This window comes from Arthrobacter sp. UCD-GKA, assembly GCF_001863355.1.
Lineage (GTDB): Bacteria > Actinomycetota > Actinomycetes > Actinomycetales > Micrococcaceae > Paeniglutamicibacter.
Genome location: NZ_MOLR01000006.1, coordinates 259,861 through 275,154 on the forward strand (window position 1 = coordinate 259,861; position 15,294 = coordinate 275,154).

13 protein-coding genes and 1 pseudogene are annotated in these 15,294 nt (G+C 66.3%); 7 read left to right on the top strand and 7 right to left on the bottom strand.

The annotated features are described in order from the left end of the window. Positions 1-55 precede the first annotated feature (55 nt). Complete coding sequence (locus BLJ79_RS12770; RefSeq protein ID WP_071215120.1) at positions 56-2,077, top strand: M3 family metallopeptidase; 2,022 nt, start codon at positions 56-58, stop codon at positions 2,075-2,077. Next, on the top strand, positions 2,074-2,832 hold the full coding sequence (locus BLJ79_RS12775) for a GNAT family N-acetyltransferase (RefSeq protein ID WP_071215121.1): 759 nt from the start codon (positions 2,074-2,076) through the stop codon (positions 2,830-2,832). Before BLJ79_RS12770 ends, BLJ79_RS12775 begins: the two co-directional genes overlap by 4 nt. Positions 2,833-3,111: 279 nt before the next feature. Here the strand turns inward: BLJ79_RS12775 and pdxS are convergent, their stop codons facing one another. From pdxS to thrS, 3 genes are all read right to left on the bottom strand, one after another. After that, positions 3,112-4,068, bottom strand: a complete 957-nt coding sequence (pdxS, locus tag BLJ79_RS12780) for a pyridoxal 5'-phosphate synthase lyase subunit PdxS (protein WP_373457910.1) — start codon at positions 4,066-4,068, stop codon at positions 3,112-3,114. Positions 4,069-4,536: 468 nt separating this feature from the next. Further along, positions 4,537-5,145, bottom strand: a complete 609-nt coding sequence (locus tag BLJ79_RS12785; protein ID WP_071215123.1) for an HIT family protein — start codon at positions 5,143-5,145, stop codon at positions 4,537-4,539. Positions 5,146-5,149: 4 nt separating this feature from the next. Next, positions 5,150-7,153, bottom strand: coding sequence for a threonine--tRNA ligase (gene thrS / locus BLJ79_RS12790; protein WP_071215124.1), 2,004 nt, complete (start codon positions 7,151-7,153; stop codon positions 5,150-5,152). A gap of 290 nt (positions 7,154-7,443) precedes the next feature. On the opposite strand from thrS, the gene BLJ79_RS12795 reads away from it, so the two are divergent. From BLJ79_RS12795 to BLJ79_RS12800, 3 genes and pseudogenes are all read left to right on the top strand, one after another. Then, positions 7,444-8,496, top strand: coding sequence for a site-specific integrase (locus BLJ79_RS12795; RefSeq protein WP_071215125.1), 1,053 nt, complete (start codon positions 7,444-7,446; stop codon positions 8,494-8,496). Positions 8,497-8,515: 19 nt separating this feature from the next. After that, positions 8,516-8,831: pseudogene (locus tag BLJ79_RS22435) on the top strand (IS3-like element ISAar4 family transposase); the annotation flags it as partial. 150 nt (positions 8,832-8,981) lie between these two features. Next, positions 8,982-9,245, top strand: a complete 264-nt coding sequence (locus tag BLJ79_RS12800; RefSeq protein ID WP_071215126.1) for a DUF4190 domain-containing protein — start codon at positions 8,982-8,984, stop codon at positions 9,243-9,245. Positions 9,246-9,388: 143 nt separating this feature from the next. On the opposite strand, the gene BLJ79_RS12805 is transcribed toward BLJ79_RS12800, so the two are convergent. Further along, positions 9,389-9,814: a hypothetical protein gene (locus tag BLJ79_RS12805; RefSeq protein ID WP_139194852.1), complete on the bottom strand. Its 426-nt coding sequence runs from the start codon at positions 9,812-9,814 to the stop codon at positions 9,389-9,391. Continuing rightward, the gene (locus BLJ79_RS12810) at positions 9,811-10,362 is read right to left on the bottom strand and encodes a PxKF domain-containing protein (RefSeq protein ID WP_139194853.1); all 552 of its coding nucleotides are present in this window, start codon (positions 10,360-10,362) and stop codon (positions 9,811-9,813) included. Before BLJ79_RS12810 ends, BLJ79_RS12805 begins: the two co-directional genes overlap by 4 nt. Before the next feature lie 967 nt (positions 10,363-11,329). Between BLJ79_RS12810 and BLJ79_RS12815 the strand changes: the two genes are divergently transcribed. After that, the gene (locus tag BLJ79_RS12815; RefSeq protein ID WP_286135383.1) at positions 11,330-11,770 is read left to right on the top strand and encodes a carboxymuconolactone decarboxylase family protein; all 441 of its coding nucleotides are present in this window, start codon (positions 11,330-11,332) and stop codon (positions 11,768-11,770) included. Here the strand turns inward: BLJ79_RS12815 and BLJ79_RS12820 are convergent. Together BLJ79_RS12820 and BLJ79_RS12825 are read right to left on the bottom strand one after the other, a co-directional pair. Then, a complete protein-coding gene (locus BLJ79_RS12820) occupies positions 11,767-12,417 on the bottom strand; it encodes a response regulator (RefSeq protein WP_071215130.1) in 651 nt (216 codons plus the stop codon). The two genes, BLJ79_RS12815 and BLJ79_RS12820, sit on opposite strands and share 4 nt — an antisense overlap. Further along, the gene (locus BLJ79_RS12825) at positions 12,408-14,369 is read right to left on the bottom strand and encodes a sensor histidine kinase (RefSeq protein WP_071215131.1); all 1,962 of its coding nucleotides are present in this window, start codon (positions 14,367-14,369) and stop codon (positions 12,408-12,410) included. Before BLJ79_RS12825 ends, BLJ79_RS12820 begins: the two co-directional genes overlap by 10 nt. 149 nt (positions 14,370-14,518) lie before the next feature. On the opposite strand from BLJ79_RS12825, the gene BLJ79_RS12830 reads away from it, so the two are divergent. Further along, the gene (locus BLJ79_RS12830) at positions 14,519-15,259 is read left to right on the top strand and encodes a hypothetical protein (RefSeq protein WP_071215132.1); all 741 of its coding nucleotides are present in this window, start codon (positions 14,519-14,521) and stop codon (positions 15,257-15,259) included. Positions 15,260-15,294: the final 35 nt, after the last annotated feature.

Here is a 15,294-nt window from a genome sequence, read left to right on the forward strand (position 1 = left end):
GGCATTCCGGCGCGGGATACCCACAGTGCCGCGGGCTTATGACAGGGTTAACACCATGCATAATCCGTTGCTTGAGCGAAGCACCTTGCCGTTTGAATTCCCAGATTATTCAGCCCTGGAGGCAGCCCACTATCTGGATGCCGTCCAGCAGGGTGTCGCTGGGCACCTGGAAGAACTTCGGGCCATCGCGCAAAACACGCAGGCCCCGACCCTTGAGAACACCTTTGTGGCCATGGAACGCAGCGGCGCGCTGCTGCGGCGCGCCGTGATGGCGTACTGGACGGTCTTCTCCGCCCATGGCACCGACGAACTGCGCGAGATCGACCCGCAGATCCAGTCCCTGGTTTCCGGCCACCAGGATGCCATCCACCTTGACGGGGAGCTTTTTGCGCGTCTGGCCTCCTTGGACGCCGATGCGCTCGACGGCGAGGACAAGCGGCTGGTCGCAGAGACGCTGCGCACCTTCCGTGCCGCCGGCGCCGAACTCGATGCGAAGCGCAAGGAGCAGTTGCGTGCACTGAACAGCGAGATCACGGACCTGTCCAGCGAATACTCGCGCAGGCTCCTGGGCGCCATGAACGAGGCCGCCGTACACTTCGCCGATCCGGGGGAACTGGCCGGGCTCAGCGACGGGGAACTGGGCTCCGCCGCCGATGCGGCACGCGACGCAGGATACCCCGACGGCTACTTGTTGACCCTGGTGCTGCCCACCGGACAGCCGCTGCTCGAGCGACTCGAACTTTCCGCTTCGCGCCGACGGCTCTTCGAGGCCTCGGTGAACCGCGGCCAGGAAGGCGAAAACCGGACCCTGGACCTGGCGGCGCGGATGGCGTCGCTGCGCTCGAAGCGTGCGGCCCTGCTGGGCTTTGCGACACACGCCGATGTGGTGCTGCAGGAGGCCACCGCCCCGGACCTGGCTGCGGTGCGCGGTCGCCTGGCCGAGCTCATCCCGGCGGCCGTGGCCAATGCCCGGGCCGAGGCCGGGGACCTGGAGAAGATTTCCGGATCCCCCGTCCAGCCGTGGGACTGGGCGTACTACTCCGCCGCCGTGGCGCGCGAACGCCACGCGCTGGACCGCGGGGCGTTGCGCGAATACTTCGAGCTCGATGCGGTGCTCAAGCGTGGCGTCTTTGCCGCAGCCTCCCGCCTCTACGGGCTGGGCTTCACCGAGCGTTTCGACTTCCCGCTCTACCACCCCGACGTGCGCACCTGGGAGGTCTTCAACGAGGACGGCTCCACGCTGGGCCTGTTCGTGGGCGACTTCTTTGCCCGTCCCACCAAGGCCGGGGGCGCGTGGATGAACTCCATCCGCGAGTCCGCATCCCTGCTGGGCGAGCGTCCCGTGGTCACCAACACCCTGAACATCCCCAAGCCGGCGGACGGCGAACCGGCGCTGGTGTCCCTGGACGAGGTCAACACGTTGTTCCACGAGTTCGGGCACGCGCTGCACGGGCTGTTTTCCGCCGGGATCTACCCGTCGCTGGCCGGCACCAGTGTGCCGCGCGACTTCGTCGAGTACCCCTCGCAGGTCAACGAGATGTGGGCCCTGCACGCCGAGGTGCTGCCCGGCTATGCCGCGCACACGCGCACCGGGGAACCGCTGCCGGAGGGCACGGTCCAGGCCTTGGAGGCCGCGGCGCTGTGGGGCGAGGGATTCGCCACCACCGAGTACCTCACCGCAGCCGTCCTGGATCTGGCCTGGCACTCGCTGACCGACGGGGAACTGGTTTCCGATCCGCTGGCCTTCGAGCAGCGCGTGCTCACCGAGGCCGGATTGATCCCGGAGCTGGTGCCCTCGCGCTACCGCACCGGCTACTTCAAGCACATTTTCGACGGCGGGTACTCGGCCGGCTACTACTCCTACATCTGGTCGGAGGTGCTGGACGCCGACACCGTCGAGTGGTTCACCGAAAACGGCGGGCTGAAGCGGGAAAACGGCGAAAGGTTCCGCACCGAGCTGCTCTCGCGCGGCAACACCCGCGACCCGCTTGAATCCTATGGGATCTTCCGCGGCCGCGAAGCACGGATCGAACCGCTGCTGGTGCGCCGCGGACTGGCAAGGAGCACGAACGCGTGACAACCATTGGTTTTGCGCAGGACGCGCTCTCGCACTGGCACCAGGCCATGGCGATCGCCACCGGCGGCAAGCTCTTCACGACCCACGGCTGCTCGTGGGCCTGGCAGCCGGCCCGCGGCCGGCTGGTGCTGCTCTTCCCCGCCCACGCTCAGGAGGCCGGGCTGCGCCCGGGCCTGGCCGAAGGCACGCGCCTGGGTGCGCGCCGGGTCGAGGCATGGGTCAATTCCGGTGCGCCCTCCGGCCCGCTGGAGGCCGCAGGGTTCTCCGATGCCGCACAGATCTCCTGGCATGCCGGCGAACTGGTGGGACCGGCGGAACCGTGGGACGGGCGGGTGCGCCTGGGCACGGAGATCCCCGAGGCCAGCGGCGCAGACGCGAAGGAATTGCAGGTCGCCAACCTGTGGCGCGATCCGGCCGCTGCCGGGCTGAGCGCCGGGCACCCGGCGTTGCGCCGCATCGAACAGGCCACCGCTCGCACCCTCGAGGGCGAGTTGGTGGGCCGCGCCTTTGCCCAGCAGGCCTTCGGCGGCCAGCTGGCCATCCACGGCCTGGCCGTGACCTCGGCACAGCGCCGGAGGGGCGTCGGCTCGGCCCTGCTCAACGGGCTGGCCCGCGGCATGGTCAATCCACTGGGGCTGGAGGAAGACACGCCCATCGAACTGATTGCCGCCGCTACCCCGAGCTCGGCACCGTTCTTCGAGGCCAACGGGATGCGTTTGCTGGGTCGCGGCCGCCACCTGGTGCTGCGCCAGTAGCCGCCCGGTGCCGCGGCGCCCGGCACGCCGGGTTCGCGGCCGCTTCCCGCGCTCTTGCCCCGGGGCGGGCGGCATCGACGTCGTCGCGATCGAACCCGGCGGCATTTCCACCGGGTGGGGACCCATCGCAGGGGTTCCGGAGGGCAACCACGCTCCCGCCTGCAGGCAACGGCAAACGGGCCGGGTGCTTTCCGGATTCAGGATTCCCCTCCGTTTGTTGAAGGGGAATCCTGAATCCGGTGCACCCGGCCCGCTGCTTGTCAGGCTATCGCCCGGAACCTACCAGCCGCGCTCGGCCAGGCGGTGCGGGGCAGGGATGTCGGCGACGTTGATGCCGACCATGGCCTCGCCCAGGCCGCGGGAGATCTTGGCCAGCTCGTCCGGGTCGTTGAAGAAGGTGGTTGCCTTCACGACGGCAGCGGCACGCTGTGCCGGGTTGCCGGACTTGAAGATGCCCGAGCCCACGAACACGCCGTCGGCGCCAAGCTGCATCATCATCGCGGCGTCGGCCGGGGTGGCGATGCCGCCTGCGGTGAAGAGCACGACCGGCAGCTTGCCGGTGGCGGCAACTTCCTTGACCAGTTCGTACGGGGCCTGCAGCTCCTTGGCGGCCACGTACAGCTCGTCCTTCGGAAGTGCCGCAAGCTTGGCGATCTCGGAGCGGATCTTGCGCATGTGGCCGGTGGCGTTGGAAACATCTCCGGTGCCGGCCTCGCCCTTGGAGCGGATCATCGCGGCACCCTCGTTGATGCGGCGCAGGGCCTCGCCGAGGTTGGTGGCGCCACAGACGAAGGGAACCTTGAAGTTCCACTTGTCGATGTGGTGCTCGTAGTCGGCCGGGGAGAGGACCTCGGACTCGTCGACGTAGTCGACACCGAGGGACTGCAGGATCTGTGCCTCGACGAAGTGCCCGATGCGGGCCTTGGCCATCACCGGGATGGAAACCGCCGCGATGATGCTGTCGATCATGTCCGGGTCGCTGGCGCGCGAAACGCCTCCCTGGGCACGGATATCGGCAGGAACGCGCTCGAGGGCCATGACGGCGACGGCGCCGGCATCCTCGGCGATGCGGGCCTGATCCGCCGTGACAACATCCATGATGACGCCGCCCTTGAGCATGTCGGCCATGCCCCGCTTGACGCGATCGCTACCTACGGTGGTTGCGGGGGTGGGGACGCCTTGGTTTTCAGACACCTTGGGGGTTCCTTTCAATAAGGTGAGCAGTACGCGAATCATCGTAGGTCCGCCGCGTCACAAAGGCCGCGGGTGTGTCGTCACAATTCAAAACTAGGTGCAAACACACCTAATGTCCAGCGCGTAAAGCCGCCGGGAAAACGACGCGTCAACTCGACGACTTTAATGAAACATCCTAGTGGGAGCGTCTATTTAGGACTGCGCACCGGTTTCCGGCCACACCCCGGATCCCGGGGGCGGAAAACACGGAAAATCAAATGCCGCCCTGGCCCCTGCGCCCCCATCGGGGCAACCGGACACCGCGCCCTTCCATGCCCGCGCAGGCCCTCCCGGCTCTCGGTTCATTGCACCCGCACCCGCCAGGTCGCCCTCAACCGCGGGAATGCGGGAAGATGGCGAACGCAAAAGAGCCGCACAGCCGGCGCAATGGCGGCAACGGCGAACCGCGCATTAAACGGATCGGCCGCCGGGGTTGTCCCCGACGGCCAATCCATGAAGTGCCTCGTCGCTTTAGTCCAGTTCCGCCCAGCCGGCGGCAAGGTCCACGCGGATGTCGCCGAGCGTTGCCGGGATGGCCTTGGTCTCGGCGATGATCGGGAAGAAGTTCCCGTCGCCGGCCCAGCGCGGCACCACGTGCTGGTGCAGGTGGGCGGCGATCCCCGCTCCCCCGGTGACGCCCTGGTTCATGCCCAGATTGAAGCCGGTGGGACGCGAGACGTGCCGCAGCACGCGCATGGCCTTTTGGGCCAGCGCTGCCATCTCCGCGGTTTCCTCGGCCGTGATGTCCGTGTAGTCCGGCACATGGCGGTACGGGCAGATCAGCAGGTGCCCCGGGTTGTACGGGAAGAGGTTCAGGATCACGTAGGCGGTCTTGCCGCGGTGGATGATCAGCGAATCCTCGTCGCTGCGGGTCGGCCCGGCACAGAAGGGACAGGACTCCTCGTCCTTGACCTGGTCCTGGCCGGCCTTGATGTAGGCCATCCGGTAGGGAGTCCACAGGCGCTGGAACGAATCGGGCACCCCGGCGAGTTCGAAGTCGTCGGAGATGGCGGCATCGGCTGCTTCCTGGGACGCGCCACCCGGATGGGTGGATGCGTAGGCGTTCGTGGACTCCCCCATGGATCTAGGCTTCCCGGTTCTTCACGGCCGCGACGATGCGGGCAACCGCCTCGTCGACCGGCACGCCGTTGTCGGTGCTGCCGTCGCGGAAGCGGAAGGAGACCGCCCCGGCCTCGGCGTCCTCGCCGCCGGCGATGAGCACGAACGGCACCTTTTCCTTCGACGCGGTGCGGATCTTTTTCGGGAAGCGGTCGGAGGAGATGTCCGCCTCGGCACGGATGCCCGCGGCCTTGAGCTTGTCGATCACGTCGAACATGTACTCGTTGAACGCCTCGGCCACCGGGATGCCCACGACCTGGACCGGGGAGAGCCAGGCCGGGAAGGCGCCGGCGTAGTGCTCGGTGAGCACGCCCATGAAGCGCTCCACGGAACCGAACAGGGCGCGGTGGATCATCACCGGGCGCTGGCGGGTGCCATCGGCCGCCTGGTACTCGAGCTCGAAGCGCTCGGGCAGGTTGAAGTCCAGCTGGATGGTGGACATCTGCCAGGTGCGGCCCAGCGCGTCCTTGGCCTGCACGGAGATCTTCGGGCCGTAGAAGGCCGCTCCGCCCGGGTCCGGGACCAGTTCCAGGCCCGAGGCCTCGGCGACCTCGGCCAGGGTGCGGGTGGCTTCCTCCCAGACGTCGTCGTCGCCGACGAACTTCTCCGGGTTCTTGGTGGAGAGCTCCAGGTAGAAGTCATCCAGCCCGTAGTCCTTGAGCAGCCCGAGCACGAAGTTCAGCGTTTCGGTCAGCTCGCCCTTCATCTGCTCCTTGGTGCAGTAGATGTGGGCGTCGTCCTGTGTCATGCCGCGCACGCGGGTCAGCCCGTGGACCACGCCGGACTTCTCGTAGCGGTAGACCGAGCCGAACTCGAACAGGCGCAGCGGCAGTTCGCGGTAGGACCGACCGCGCGAGCGGAAGATCAGGTTGTGCATCGGGCAGTTCATCGGCTTGAGGTAGTAGTCCTGGCCGGGCTTGCGCACCGTGCCGTCCTCGTTGAGCTCCGCGTCAACGTGCATCGGCGGGAACATGCCGTCGCGGTACCAGTCCAGGTGCCCGGAGACCTCGTAGAGATGGCCCTTGGTGATGTGCGGGGTGTAGACGAACTCGTAGCCGGCCTCGACGTGGCGGGCGCGCGAGTAGTCTTCCATTTCCTTGCGGATGATGCCGCCGCGCGGGTGGAACACCGGCAGGCCGGAACCCAGCTCGTCGGGGAAGGAAAAGAGGTCAAGCTCGACGCCGAGCTTGCGGTGGTCGCGGCGCTCGGCCTCGGCGATGCGCTCCTGGTAGGCCTTCAGGGCATCCTTGGTCGGCCAGGCGGTGCCGTAGATGCGCTGCAGCTGCTGGTTGTCCTGGTTGCCCAGCCAGTAGGCGGCCGAGGTGCGGGTCAACGCGAAGGCGTTGGAGATCAGCTTGGTGTTGGGCAGGTGCGGGCCGCGGCACAAATCGCACCACACGGTGTCGCCGGTTTTGCGATCGACGTTGTCGTAGATGGTGATTTCGCCGGCGCCGACCTCGACGTTGACGCCCTCGCCGGCCGAGTCGGCCTCGTTGGCCTTGTTCAGCAGCTCGAGCTTGTAGGGCTCGTGGGCCATGGCCTTGCGGGCCTCGTCCTCGGTGACAACGCGGCGGGCGAACTTCTGGTTCTGGTTCACGATCTTGAGCATCATCTTCTCGAGGGTCTTCAGGTCCTCGGGAGTGAACGGCTCGGCGACATCGAAGTCGAAGTAGAAGCCGTCGGTGATGTAGGGGCCGATGCCCAGCTTGGCATCCGGGCGCAGCTGCTGCACGGCCTGGGCCATGACGTGTGCGGTGGAGTGGCGCAGCACCTCGAGCCCGGCGGGGGAATCGATGGTGACGCGTTCGACGGCGGTTCCGGCCTCCAGCGGGCGGGACAGGTCGCGCAGCACCCCATCGACGTGCATGACGACGACCTCGCGGTCGTCGAAGTACAGCTCGGCCCCGGTAGTGCCGGCATTCACCTCGCGTTGTTCGCCATCGACGGTCAGTGTGATTTGCTCAAGCACTACGGCTCCTCGTTTCGTGGTTCGGCTTCATGGCTTGTGGCGTACGGTGGCCACAGCCAGCCAACCACCAGCTTAACCGACGCCCGCCGGTGCCAACCAATCGAAAACCGCGCAAGTCATCGTGTCCGGTCAGGGAAGTGCGAGTCGCGGGCGCGCTCCCAATGCACGGGCGGGGCCAGGTTGGGAGCCAACCTTGGTCGAAACAACTGCTATTCAAGGTTAGGTACCCAACGTTGGATAACGGACTCACTATCCAAGGTTAGGGCCTAAGGCCCCACAGCTATGCGATCTTGTTCGGGCTGATCGCCGGCACCGGCATGCTGACCAGCGAAACGTTGGCGCTGAAGTGCGACGACGTGGATATGAATAATGGCATCATTACCATCCGTGCCGGCAAGCGAGGCCGGGTGCGACTGGTGCCCCTGCATCCCAGTGCCTTGGAACCGTTGGGAACATATGCCGCGGATCGAGAGCACCGTTATGGTCTGGCCGAGGGGTACGCCCCTTTCTTCCGCACCGACCGAAGTAACCGCATTAGCTACGGCGCCGCAGATCACACGTTCAGTGTCTTGCGGCGGCAGCTGGGCTGGAGCGCTGTCGGGCGCACGCGGACACCACGTTTCCACGACCTGCGGCATCGCATGGTGGTGCGGCGTGTTGAGGCCGGCCACGCCCAGAACCTCAACGTTGATGCCAAGATCCCGGTGTTGGCAACCCATTATGGGCCACGAAGAGGTGAGAAACCTTTACTGGTATTTTTCTGCCGCACCCGAACTGATGAAAATCATTTCAGGGCAGTTCGAAGCCTTTTCCGATCCCGGAGTCGGTGCATCATGAGGTCCGTGCAGATCCGATTCCCGCAGCTGGTCCAGGATTTCTTCCTCCAACGACTGATCACCCAACGCGGGCTAAATGCCCGTACGATGGAATGCTACCGCGATGCGTTTGAATTGCTTTTCTGCAACATTGAGGGCAGGACCGGCTCCCCGCCCTCAATGTTGCAGGTGACTGACCTGGACGTTCCCATGGTGCTCGATTTCCTTGACCATCTCGAAAACGAACGTCAGAACAGTGTCCGGACCCGGAACGCGCGGATGGCGGCAATCCACTCCTTCATGCGCTATGCGGCGGTGCGGGATCCAGCGTCGTTGCCGATTCCCGCCAGGGTGTTGGATATCCCTGCCAAGCGATTCGACCGGCCCGTGCTTGGCTATCTGAGCAGGGAACAGATAGCAGCAATATCGGCCGCCCCGGATCGCTCCACCTGGAGCGGGCACCTCGACGCGGCCATGCTCACCACCGCCTACAACCCCGGGCCCGCGTTTCGGAGATCACCGCACTGAGTGTCACCGTCCGAGCTTAAGCCGATTGCGGCTTAATGCGGACCGTGGCAGCGTCTACACCTCGGCCTCCTACGGAGCGCTGGTCGCCAGGCTGGGCATGCATTCCTCCCTGGGCAAGACCGGGATTTACGCAGGACTTCAGCCAGGCCGAGACCTTCTTTTCGGCCCTGAAAAACAAGCGCGTCTCCCGCACGACCTACGCCACCAAGGACCGCAAGGACGTCATCCACTACATCGAGGGCTTCTAGAACAGCCGCAGGCGCCATTCCGCGCTCAATTACCGGAGTCCGAACGAAGTCCACCATGGTTACCAGCAGCCACCCTTGGCAGCGTAGAGAAGCCACTAATCCGCTGCCCTAGGAACTCTAGGCAGCCCAGCCGCTGCAGCCTTCGAACCTAGATACAAAAAGCCCGCCACTTGGTACTCTGTGGGTGTCGTCCAACATGTGCAATGTCTAGACCCGCGGACTTGAAAGGCGTAGCCCATGAGCGTCCCCCTGAACCGGACACCGCCACGCCAGGCCCGCGGGTCCCTGCCCGCCAAGACCAACGCTCTTGCCATCGCCGCCTTCGTCACGTCGTTCTTTATCGGCATGGCCGGCGTGATCATGGGGCACGTCTCCCTGCACCAGATCAAGACCACCGGTGAAGGCGGCAGGTGGTTGGCCATCGCCGCGCTGGCGATCGGCTACTCGCTCACGGCGATCGTGGCTTACTACGTCGTCTCCCTCCTGTCGTCATTCAGCTGAGGCCGGACGAACTCCCCCAGTGCCGCAACTCGTGTTCGTGTGTGAATGAGCGAGGCCGGGATCCCCACTCCGCGCGGGTTTGCATGCGGGCACGAAAAGGATGGAGCCCCCGAATTCGCGGGCTCCATCCTTTCCTTTTGCTATCAGGTTCTGCGGTAACCCCGGTCCAGGAGGCCGCCGATCAGTCCCGCCACCGCGCCCGGCAGGGCGACTGCTGCCACAATGTGGCGGAGTAGGCTATGCGGCTGCACCAAAGCGACTCCACCAATCAGGACGGCAGGCGCCGCCACACACGCGGTGACCCAGTGCGGATGCCCGCGCTGGAACGACCAGAACGCTGCGACCAGGGAGGCCGCCGAGCCGCCCAGCAGGTAGAGGCCGCCGACGCGGGCGTCCTCCTCGAGACCTGGCACCGCGATGTATCCGATGAACGTCGATATCCACAGGCCTCTGGCCATCAGGACGATGGATGCCACGATCAAGAGGGCCCATGGAATGACGCCCAGCCACCCCCGGCGGCTGAGGGAAGCGCGGCCCCGGCGCGTCCCCACGGCTCCGTTTCCTGTCATCGGACAAACCTGAATGTTGCCCGATGCGAATTGCCGTCGCCCAGCACCTTCTGGAACACCCGGCAGGTCCCGGCCCAGCTCGGCTCGGTCTTCCACACGTAGTTGTAGGTCTGGGTATCCACGTCATAGCTGAGCGAGCTGGCCCCGGCTGTCGCGACCTCCTCCACGGCAACAATTTGAGCGTCGGACGGGCAGCTGACACGGGCCGAGGTGGGCGACCCTTCCTTGATGACGTCGAGCCCGAAGTCCCCTCCGAGGCCTTCGTACGTGGTTTCGCCCCAGACGTAGGCAACGGGCTGGGATCCGGCGCTGCGGGTGTCTGCGTCCGCGAAGAACGGGGCGATGATCTGGGAGCTGGTACCCGCCAGTCCAATTGGGGTGTAGGTGGAGAGGGGCCCACCGAAGGTGACGTTGCCGTTGTTGTTCACCCAAAGGCTCTGGAATGACGACCCGTAGAAGTTGACGCCGAATGGAAGCGGGACTGGCGCCGTCGATGAGTCGTCGTTGGCATTCAAAACGTTTTCGTTGCAATCGGTGGTTTTGTTCACCGCCACTGGCCTTCAGGAACGGTCTGCGCCACAACCGGTTGGGCAACGAGCGTTGCCGCAAAAGCAATGGCTGAATTCTTTCCCCACGCACGACTGTGCATTTCTACTCCCCCAGAGATACGATGACGAGCCTAAAGCTACCATCGCCAACTCAACAGCGTCCATCGGTTTCCCCAATGAGTTTACGTTGGCTGTGCTGGTCAGCGCGGACCGGCTCGACCGGGGAAGGTTTCCTCCAGGTGTCGGCCCCGAAGGATCCAGGGTGCCATCCCCCCGTCTGCGCATGTTCGTCGGCCGCGACCCGCAATCACGAGACGGCGGCAGTGGAGAAAACCTCCAACCACTTCATTTCCGCCGGCCGCCGGCCCTCCGCAACACCCGACGATCCGGTGAGCGAGAGCTCGGGTTATTACTGGTCCAACAGCGCACTTCCCATGCCTCCGGGGCGATGGGCCCCTTCCGGGCCAAAGCCCTGGACCAACTTCTTCCCGGGTGGCTGCAGACCACGGACGAGGCGTGGGCCGATCGGGCCCGTGAGCTCTCGAGCTTCGTGCCTGAACACGGACGGATGCCGCAGGCCGGGCCGAAAAACTGGGTGCACTGTGGCTCCGCACGCAACGGGCACACCAGAATATGGGGGCCTTCCGCAGCGACCGGGACGCGTGGCTACATAACCCTGGCCAACCCTTGGTCACGGTTCAAACGACCGCACGGCGCCCTCATCTCAGCGGAACCGCCGCCAACTCGGGGATCCAGAAGCTCGTTGATGCGGGAGCCCTTCAAATTCGTGGGGCGCGGGAAACGCGGTCAAGCGTCAAGTGCATCGGCGAACACCGCGAAGACCTGTTGACACCGAATGCAGGTGCCCATCTGTCCAAACACGGCCCGCCAGGGGTTCTGGGGCCCGTTGTCAACCCCCTAGCTACTTGTCGGCAAGCCGGGCTAGCATCTAGTCATGGAACCCAGGGTGAATCTCAGCAAGTCCGATCCTGCTGCGTATGCGGCGTTGTTGGCCATGAACAAGGCCGCCAGCGATTCCGCCGACGCCGCAGGAATTGATCCCAAGCTTCGCGAGCTGCTCAAGGTGCGGGCTTCGCAAATCAATGGCTGCACCTATTGCCTGCGCATGCATACCCGCGATGCCCTTGCACTCGGGGAAAGCACCGACCGGCTGGCAGTGGTCTCGGCGTGGGCCGATTCCGAGTACTTCACCGCTGTGGAACGCGCGGCCCTGGCTTTGTGCGAATCCATCACGATGATCTCGGTGGACCACGTCCCACATGGGGTGTACACGATGGCCCGGGCGGTGCTGTCCGACGAGCAGATCTCGGCCGTCGCCTGGCTGAGCGCGGCGATCAACATGTTCAACCGGGTCGCGATCACTTCCCGTTACCCGGTCAAGCCCTAGTTGCTTCCCTGCGCCTGCAGGTAGGTGACCACCGCCATGACCCGGCGGTGGTCCTGCGGGGCCACCGGCAGCTCGAGCTTGGCGAGGATGTTTCCCACGTGGGTCTCCACGGTGCGTTCGGTCAGCCAGAGCCGCTGGGCAATGCCCAGGTTGGTGCGCCCCTCGGCCATCAGCGCCAATACTTCGCGCTCGCGCGCGGTCAGTGCCTCGACGCGGCGGTTGGTGCGTGCGGCTCCGATGAGTTCAACAACCATTTCCGGGTCCAGTGCCGTGGCGCCCTGGCGCACCCGGCGCAGGGTCTCGAGGAATTCGTTCACATCCAGCACCCGGTCCTTGAGCAGGTAGGCGAAGTACCCGCCGGGGACCAGCCGTGCGGTGTGCGTGGTTTCCATGTGCTGGGACAGCAGCACGATGCCCATCCTGGGGTACTCGCCGCGCAGCAGCACCGCCGCACGCGCCCCGTCGTCGGTGAGGTCCGGGGGCATGCGCACGTCGCAGACCAGCACGTCAGGTTCCAGTGCCCGCGTCCGCGCCAATGCGGCCGCGGCACTCCCGACCGCGGCAACCACCTCGTGTCCCGCGTCTTCCAAAAGGTTCGAGAGCCCCTGGCGAAAGAGCGCGGAGTCCTCGGCGATGACTATGCGCATGGCAGCACCGCCTCGATGACGGTGCCGCGGCCGTCCGGGCTGCGCACGTTCATTGATCCGCCCAACGCTCCGACCCTGTCGGCCAGGCCCGCCAGTCCCCCGCCCGGGGTGCGCGTGGCCCCGCCGCGGCCGTCGTCGCTCACGCTCAGGCGGACCGATTCGCCTTCCCGTCCCAGCCTGACGGTGATGCGCCGGGCCCCGGCATGCTTGACGGCGTTGTGCACCGCTTCGGCGGCGACGAAGTAGGCGGTGGCTCCCACGAGCTCCGGGACCATGCCCAGGGAATCCCCGATCCGCAGCTGCACCGGCGTCGGGGAGCGGCCGCTGAGTTGCCGCAGCGCAACTTCCAGGCCCTCGTCCAGGGCGCTGGGCCTGATGCCATGGGCGATCTGCCGCAATTCGGCCACGGCCGTGCCGAGCTCGGCCACCGATTCGTCGAGCATCCCGCGCAGGGCCTGCTCACGTGGCGGCAGCTGCCGCTGGATCAGGCGAAGCGCCATGCCCAGGGCCACCAACCGTTGCTGGGCGCCGTCGTGCAGGTCGCGCTCGAGGCGCTTGCGTTCGTGGTGGGCGGCCAGCAGGATCCGGATGCGGCTGGCATCCGTCTCCGCCAGTGCGGTTGCCAACTCGAGTTGTTGCCTGCCCATTTCCAGCGGCAGCGCCAGCGCCCGGGTGACATGGGTGTTAAACACGGCCCGGTGTCCCGGAGAGGGAAGCACCACTCCGATCCTGCGCCCGGCCAGGTCCACCGGGACGCCCCCGCCGGCCTCGATCCGGTGCCCGGAGGCGTCCAGGTATGTCGAACCGCCGGACGTTGCGTAGCCAAGGCGCAAGGAAAGGTCCCCGGTGGCGGTGCGCAGCACCGCTTCCAGGTCCGTGGGCCGTGCCGCATCCGCCAGGACCTGCCGCTGGAACATCGACAGGGCATCCATGAGCCTTTCGTGTTCCGCATGGAAGATTCGGCCGATCGCGCGCAGGATGCGCGGCCGCAGCCCGGCCAAGAACAAGGTTCCGGCGGCCACCCCGACCAGGGACAGGACCGCGGCGGCCGGGCTCCCCACACCCGGCCAGCGCAAGAGCAACAGCGTCAGCGCCATGACCAGGCCGCACATCACCGTCAGGCCCAGCAGGGCGACCAGGACCCGGCCGGCATCAAGGAGATCCGAACGCAGGATCCCCACGGCGATGGCGGCGGGGATCAACAGGTTCATGGCAGCCAGGCCCAGCAGTACCGGCCACTGCCGCCCACCCATCAGGTAGCCCGCCCAGCACAGCAACAAGGCCGCCGGCACAATGGCCCCGGCAACGGCCAACCAGCGGATCTGCGTCCTCGTTGCCGGGTCGGCCGCGCGAAAGCGCTCGAGCAGTCCGTAGGCGCTGGCGAGCAGCAGCACCAGGAACACCGGAAGCAGGGCGGCGGCCGCGATGTCGGCGCCCTGCACCGGCGCCATCGCGCGGTGTTGCTGCTGGAAACCGCTGGCGTAGGGCCCGGGTCCCAGGCCCGCCAGCACCGTGAAGGCCGCGGTGACGGCGCAGAGCCCGCGGGCCAGGTTCCGTGTGGCCCGGCTCCCGAACCGGCCCGCGGGGAAGAGCAACAGCATCAGCGCCCATGGCAGGTACAGCAGCATCCAACTGCCCTGCGCCAGGGACACCAGCAAGCCGCTGAGCGGAAGCCCCGGATGCAGTTGGGCTGCGGCCATCCAGGTGTCATTGGTGCCGACCGCCAGCGTGGCAAGTCCCGCGCAGCACAGCAAGGCGCCCACGGCCTGGGCCGGGAACCTGCCGGTGATGGCTTGTCCCAAGACGAGTGGTGGAAGGGCGAATGCGATGCTCAGCACGAGCCAACGCGCCGCTGCGCCGTCGAGGCCCAGCAGCACGGCAGTGGCGTCCACCGCCAGCAGCCCAGCTGCCAGTGGAAGGACGGCTATCGATACCGCACGCGCCCATGCCATGGAGCAAGCCTAAACCTGTGGCGTTGCCCCGTTCGTCCGTGCTGGCACGGGGATTCTTCCGGTGTTCCCCACGATCCGCGAACCACGGTTCAGGCCCATGCTGGATCCATGGTCCACGAGCGTGGACCTGCGTTTGAAAGGGGAAGAACATGACCAAGACCAGTGAGGTGCGGCCCGGCATCGCGGATCGGGGCGCGGGGCGCGATATGCGTGGGGTGTGGAGGATCCTGGCGGCCCTGGTGATCACCCTTGGGCCCCTGAGCATCGCGGTGGGCCGGGGCGTCATGCCGTATTGGACCACAGACGACGCCGCCGCCATGGTCTCCGGGGTCCTGGAGCACCAGCAAACCATGGACGCCCTGCTTTGGGGCGGCATCATCGTCTCGCCGGCGCTGCTGCTGGGCGTGTTGGCCATCGCCCATGTTGCCAGGCGCGGGGCGCCGCTGCTGGCCACCCTGGGTGCAGCCTTCGGCTTCCTGGCCTGGACCATGGGCTCGGCAACCGCAAACATGGACTACTTGGTGTCCCGGCTGGGTGCCAACGGATTCGACCAGGCCACGATCGTGCGCATCGGCGACGCCGTGCAGAACAGCGCGTTTGCCGCGACCTGCGGCATCATTTGGCTCATCGGGCACATTGCCGGAATGGTCTTGACCGGCGTTGCCCTGGGCAGGGCCGGGATCATCAATTGGTGGATCGCCGGCGCGCTAATCGTCTCCCAACCCATCCACTTCATTGCCGCTGTCGTCATTCCCAGCAGGTTGCTGGATGTGACGCTCGGTTGGGGACTGACCACGATTGCCAGTGCCTTCGTCAGCCTGGCCGTCCTGCGGATGTCCAACGACCAATGGGACCTGGGGCCCGCGGCCAGGATTCGAGCAATGCGCTGAGGGGAAAACCACAAACACGGATCGTCTCGGCGTCC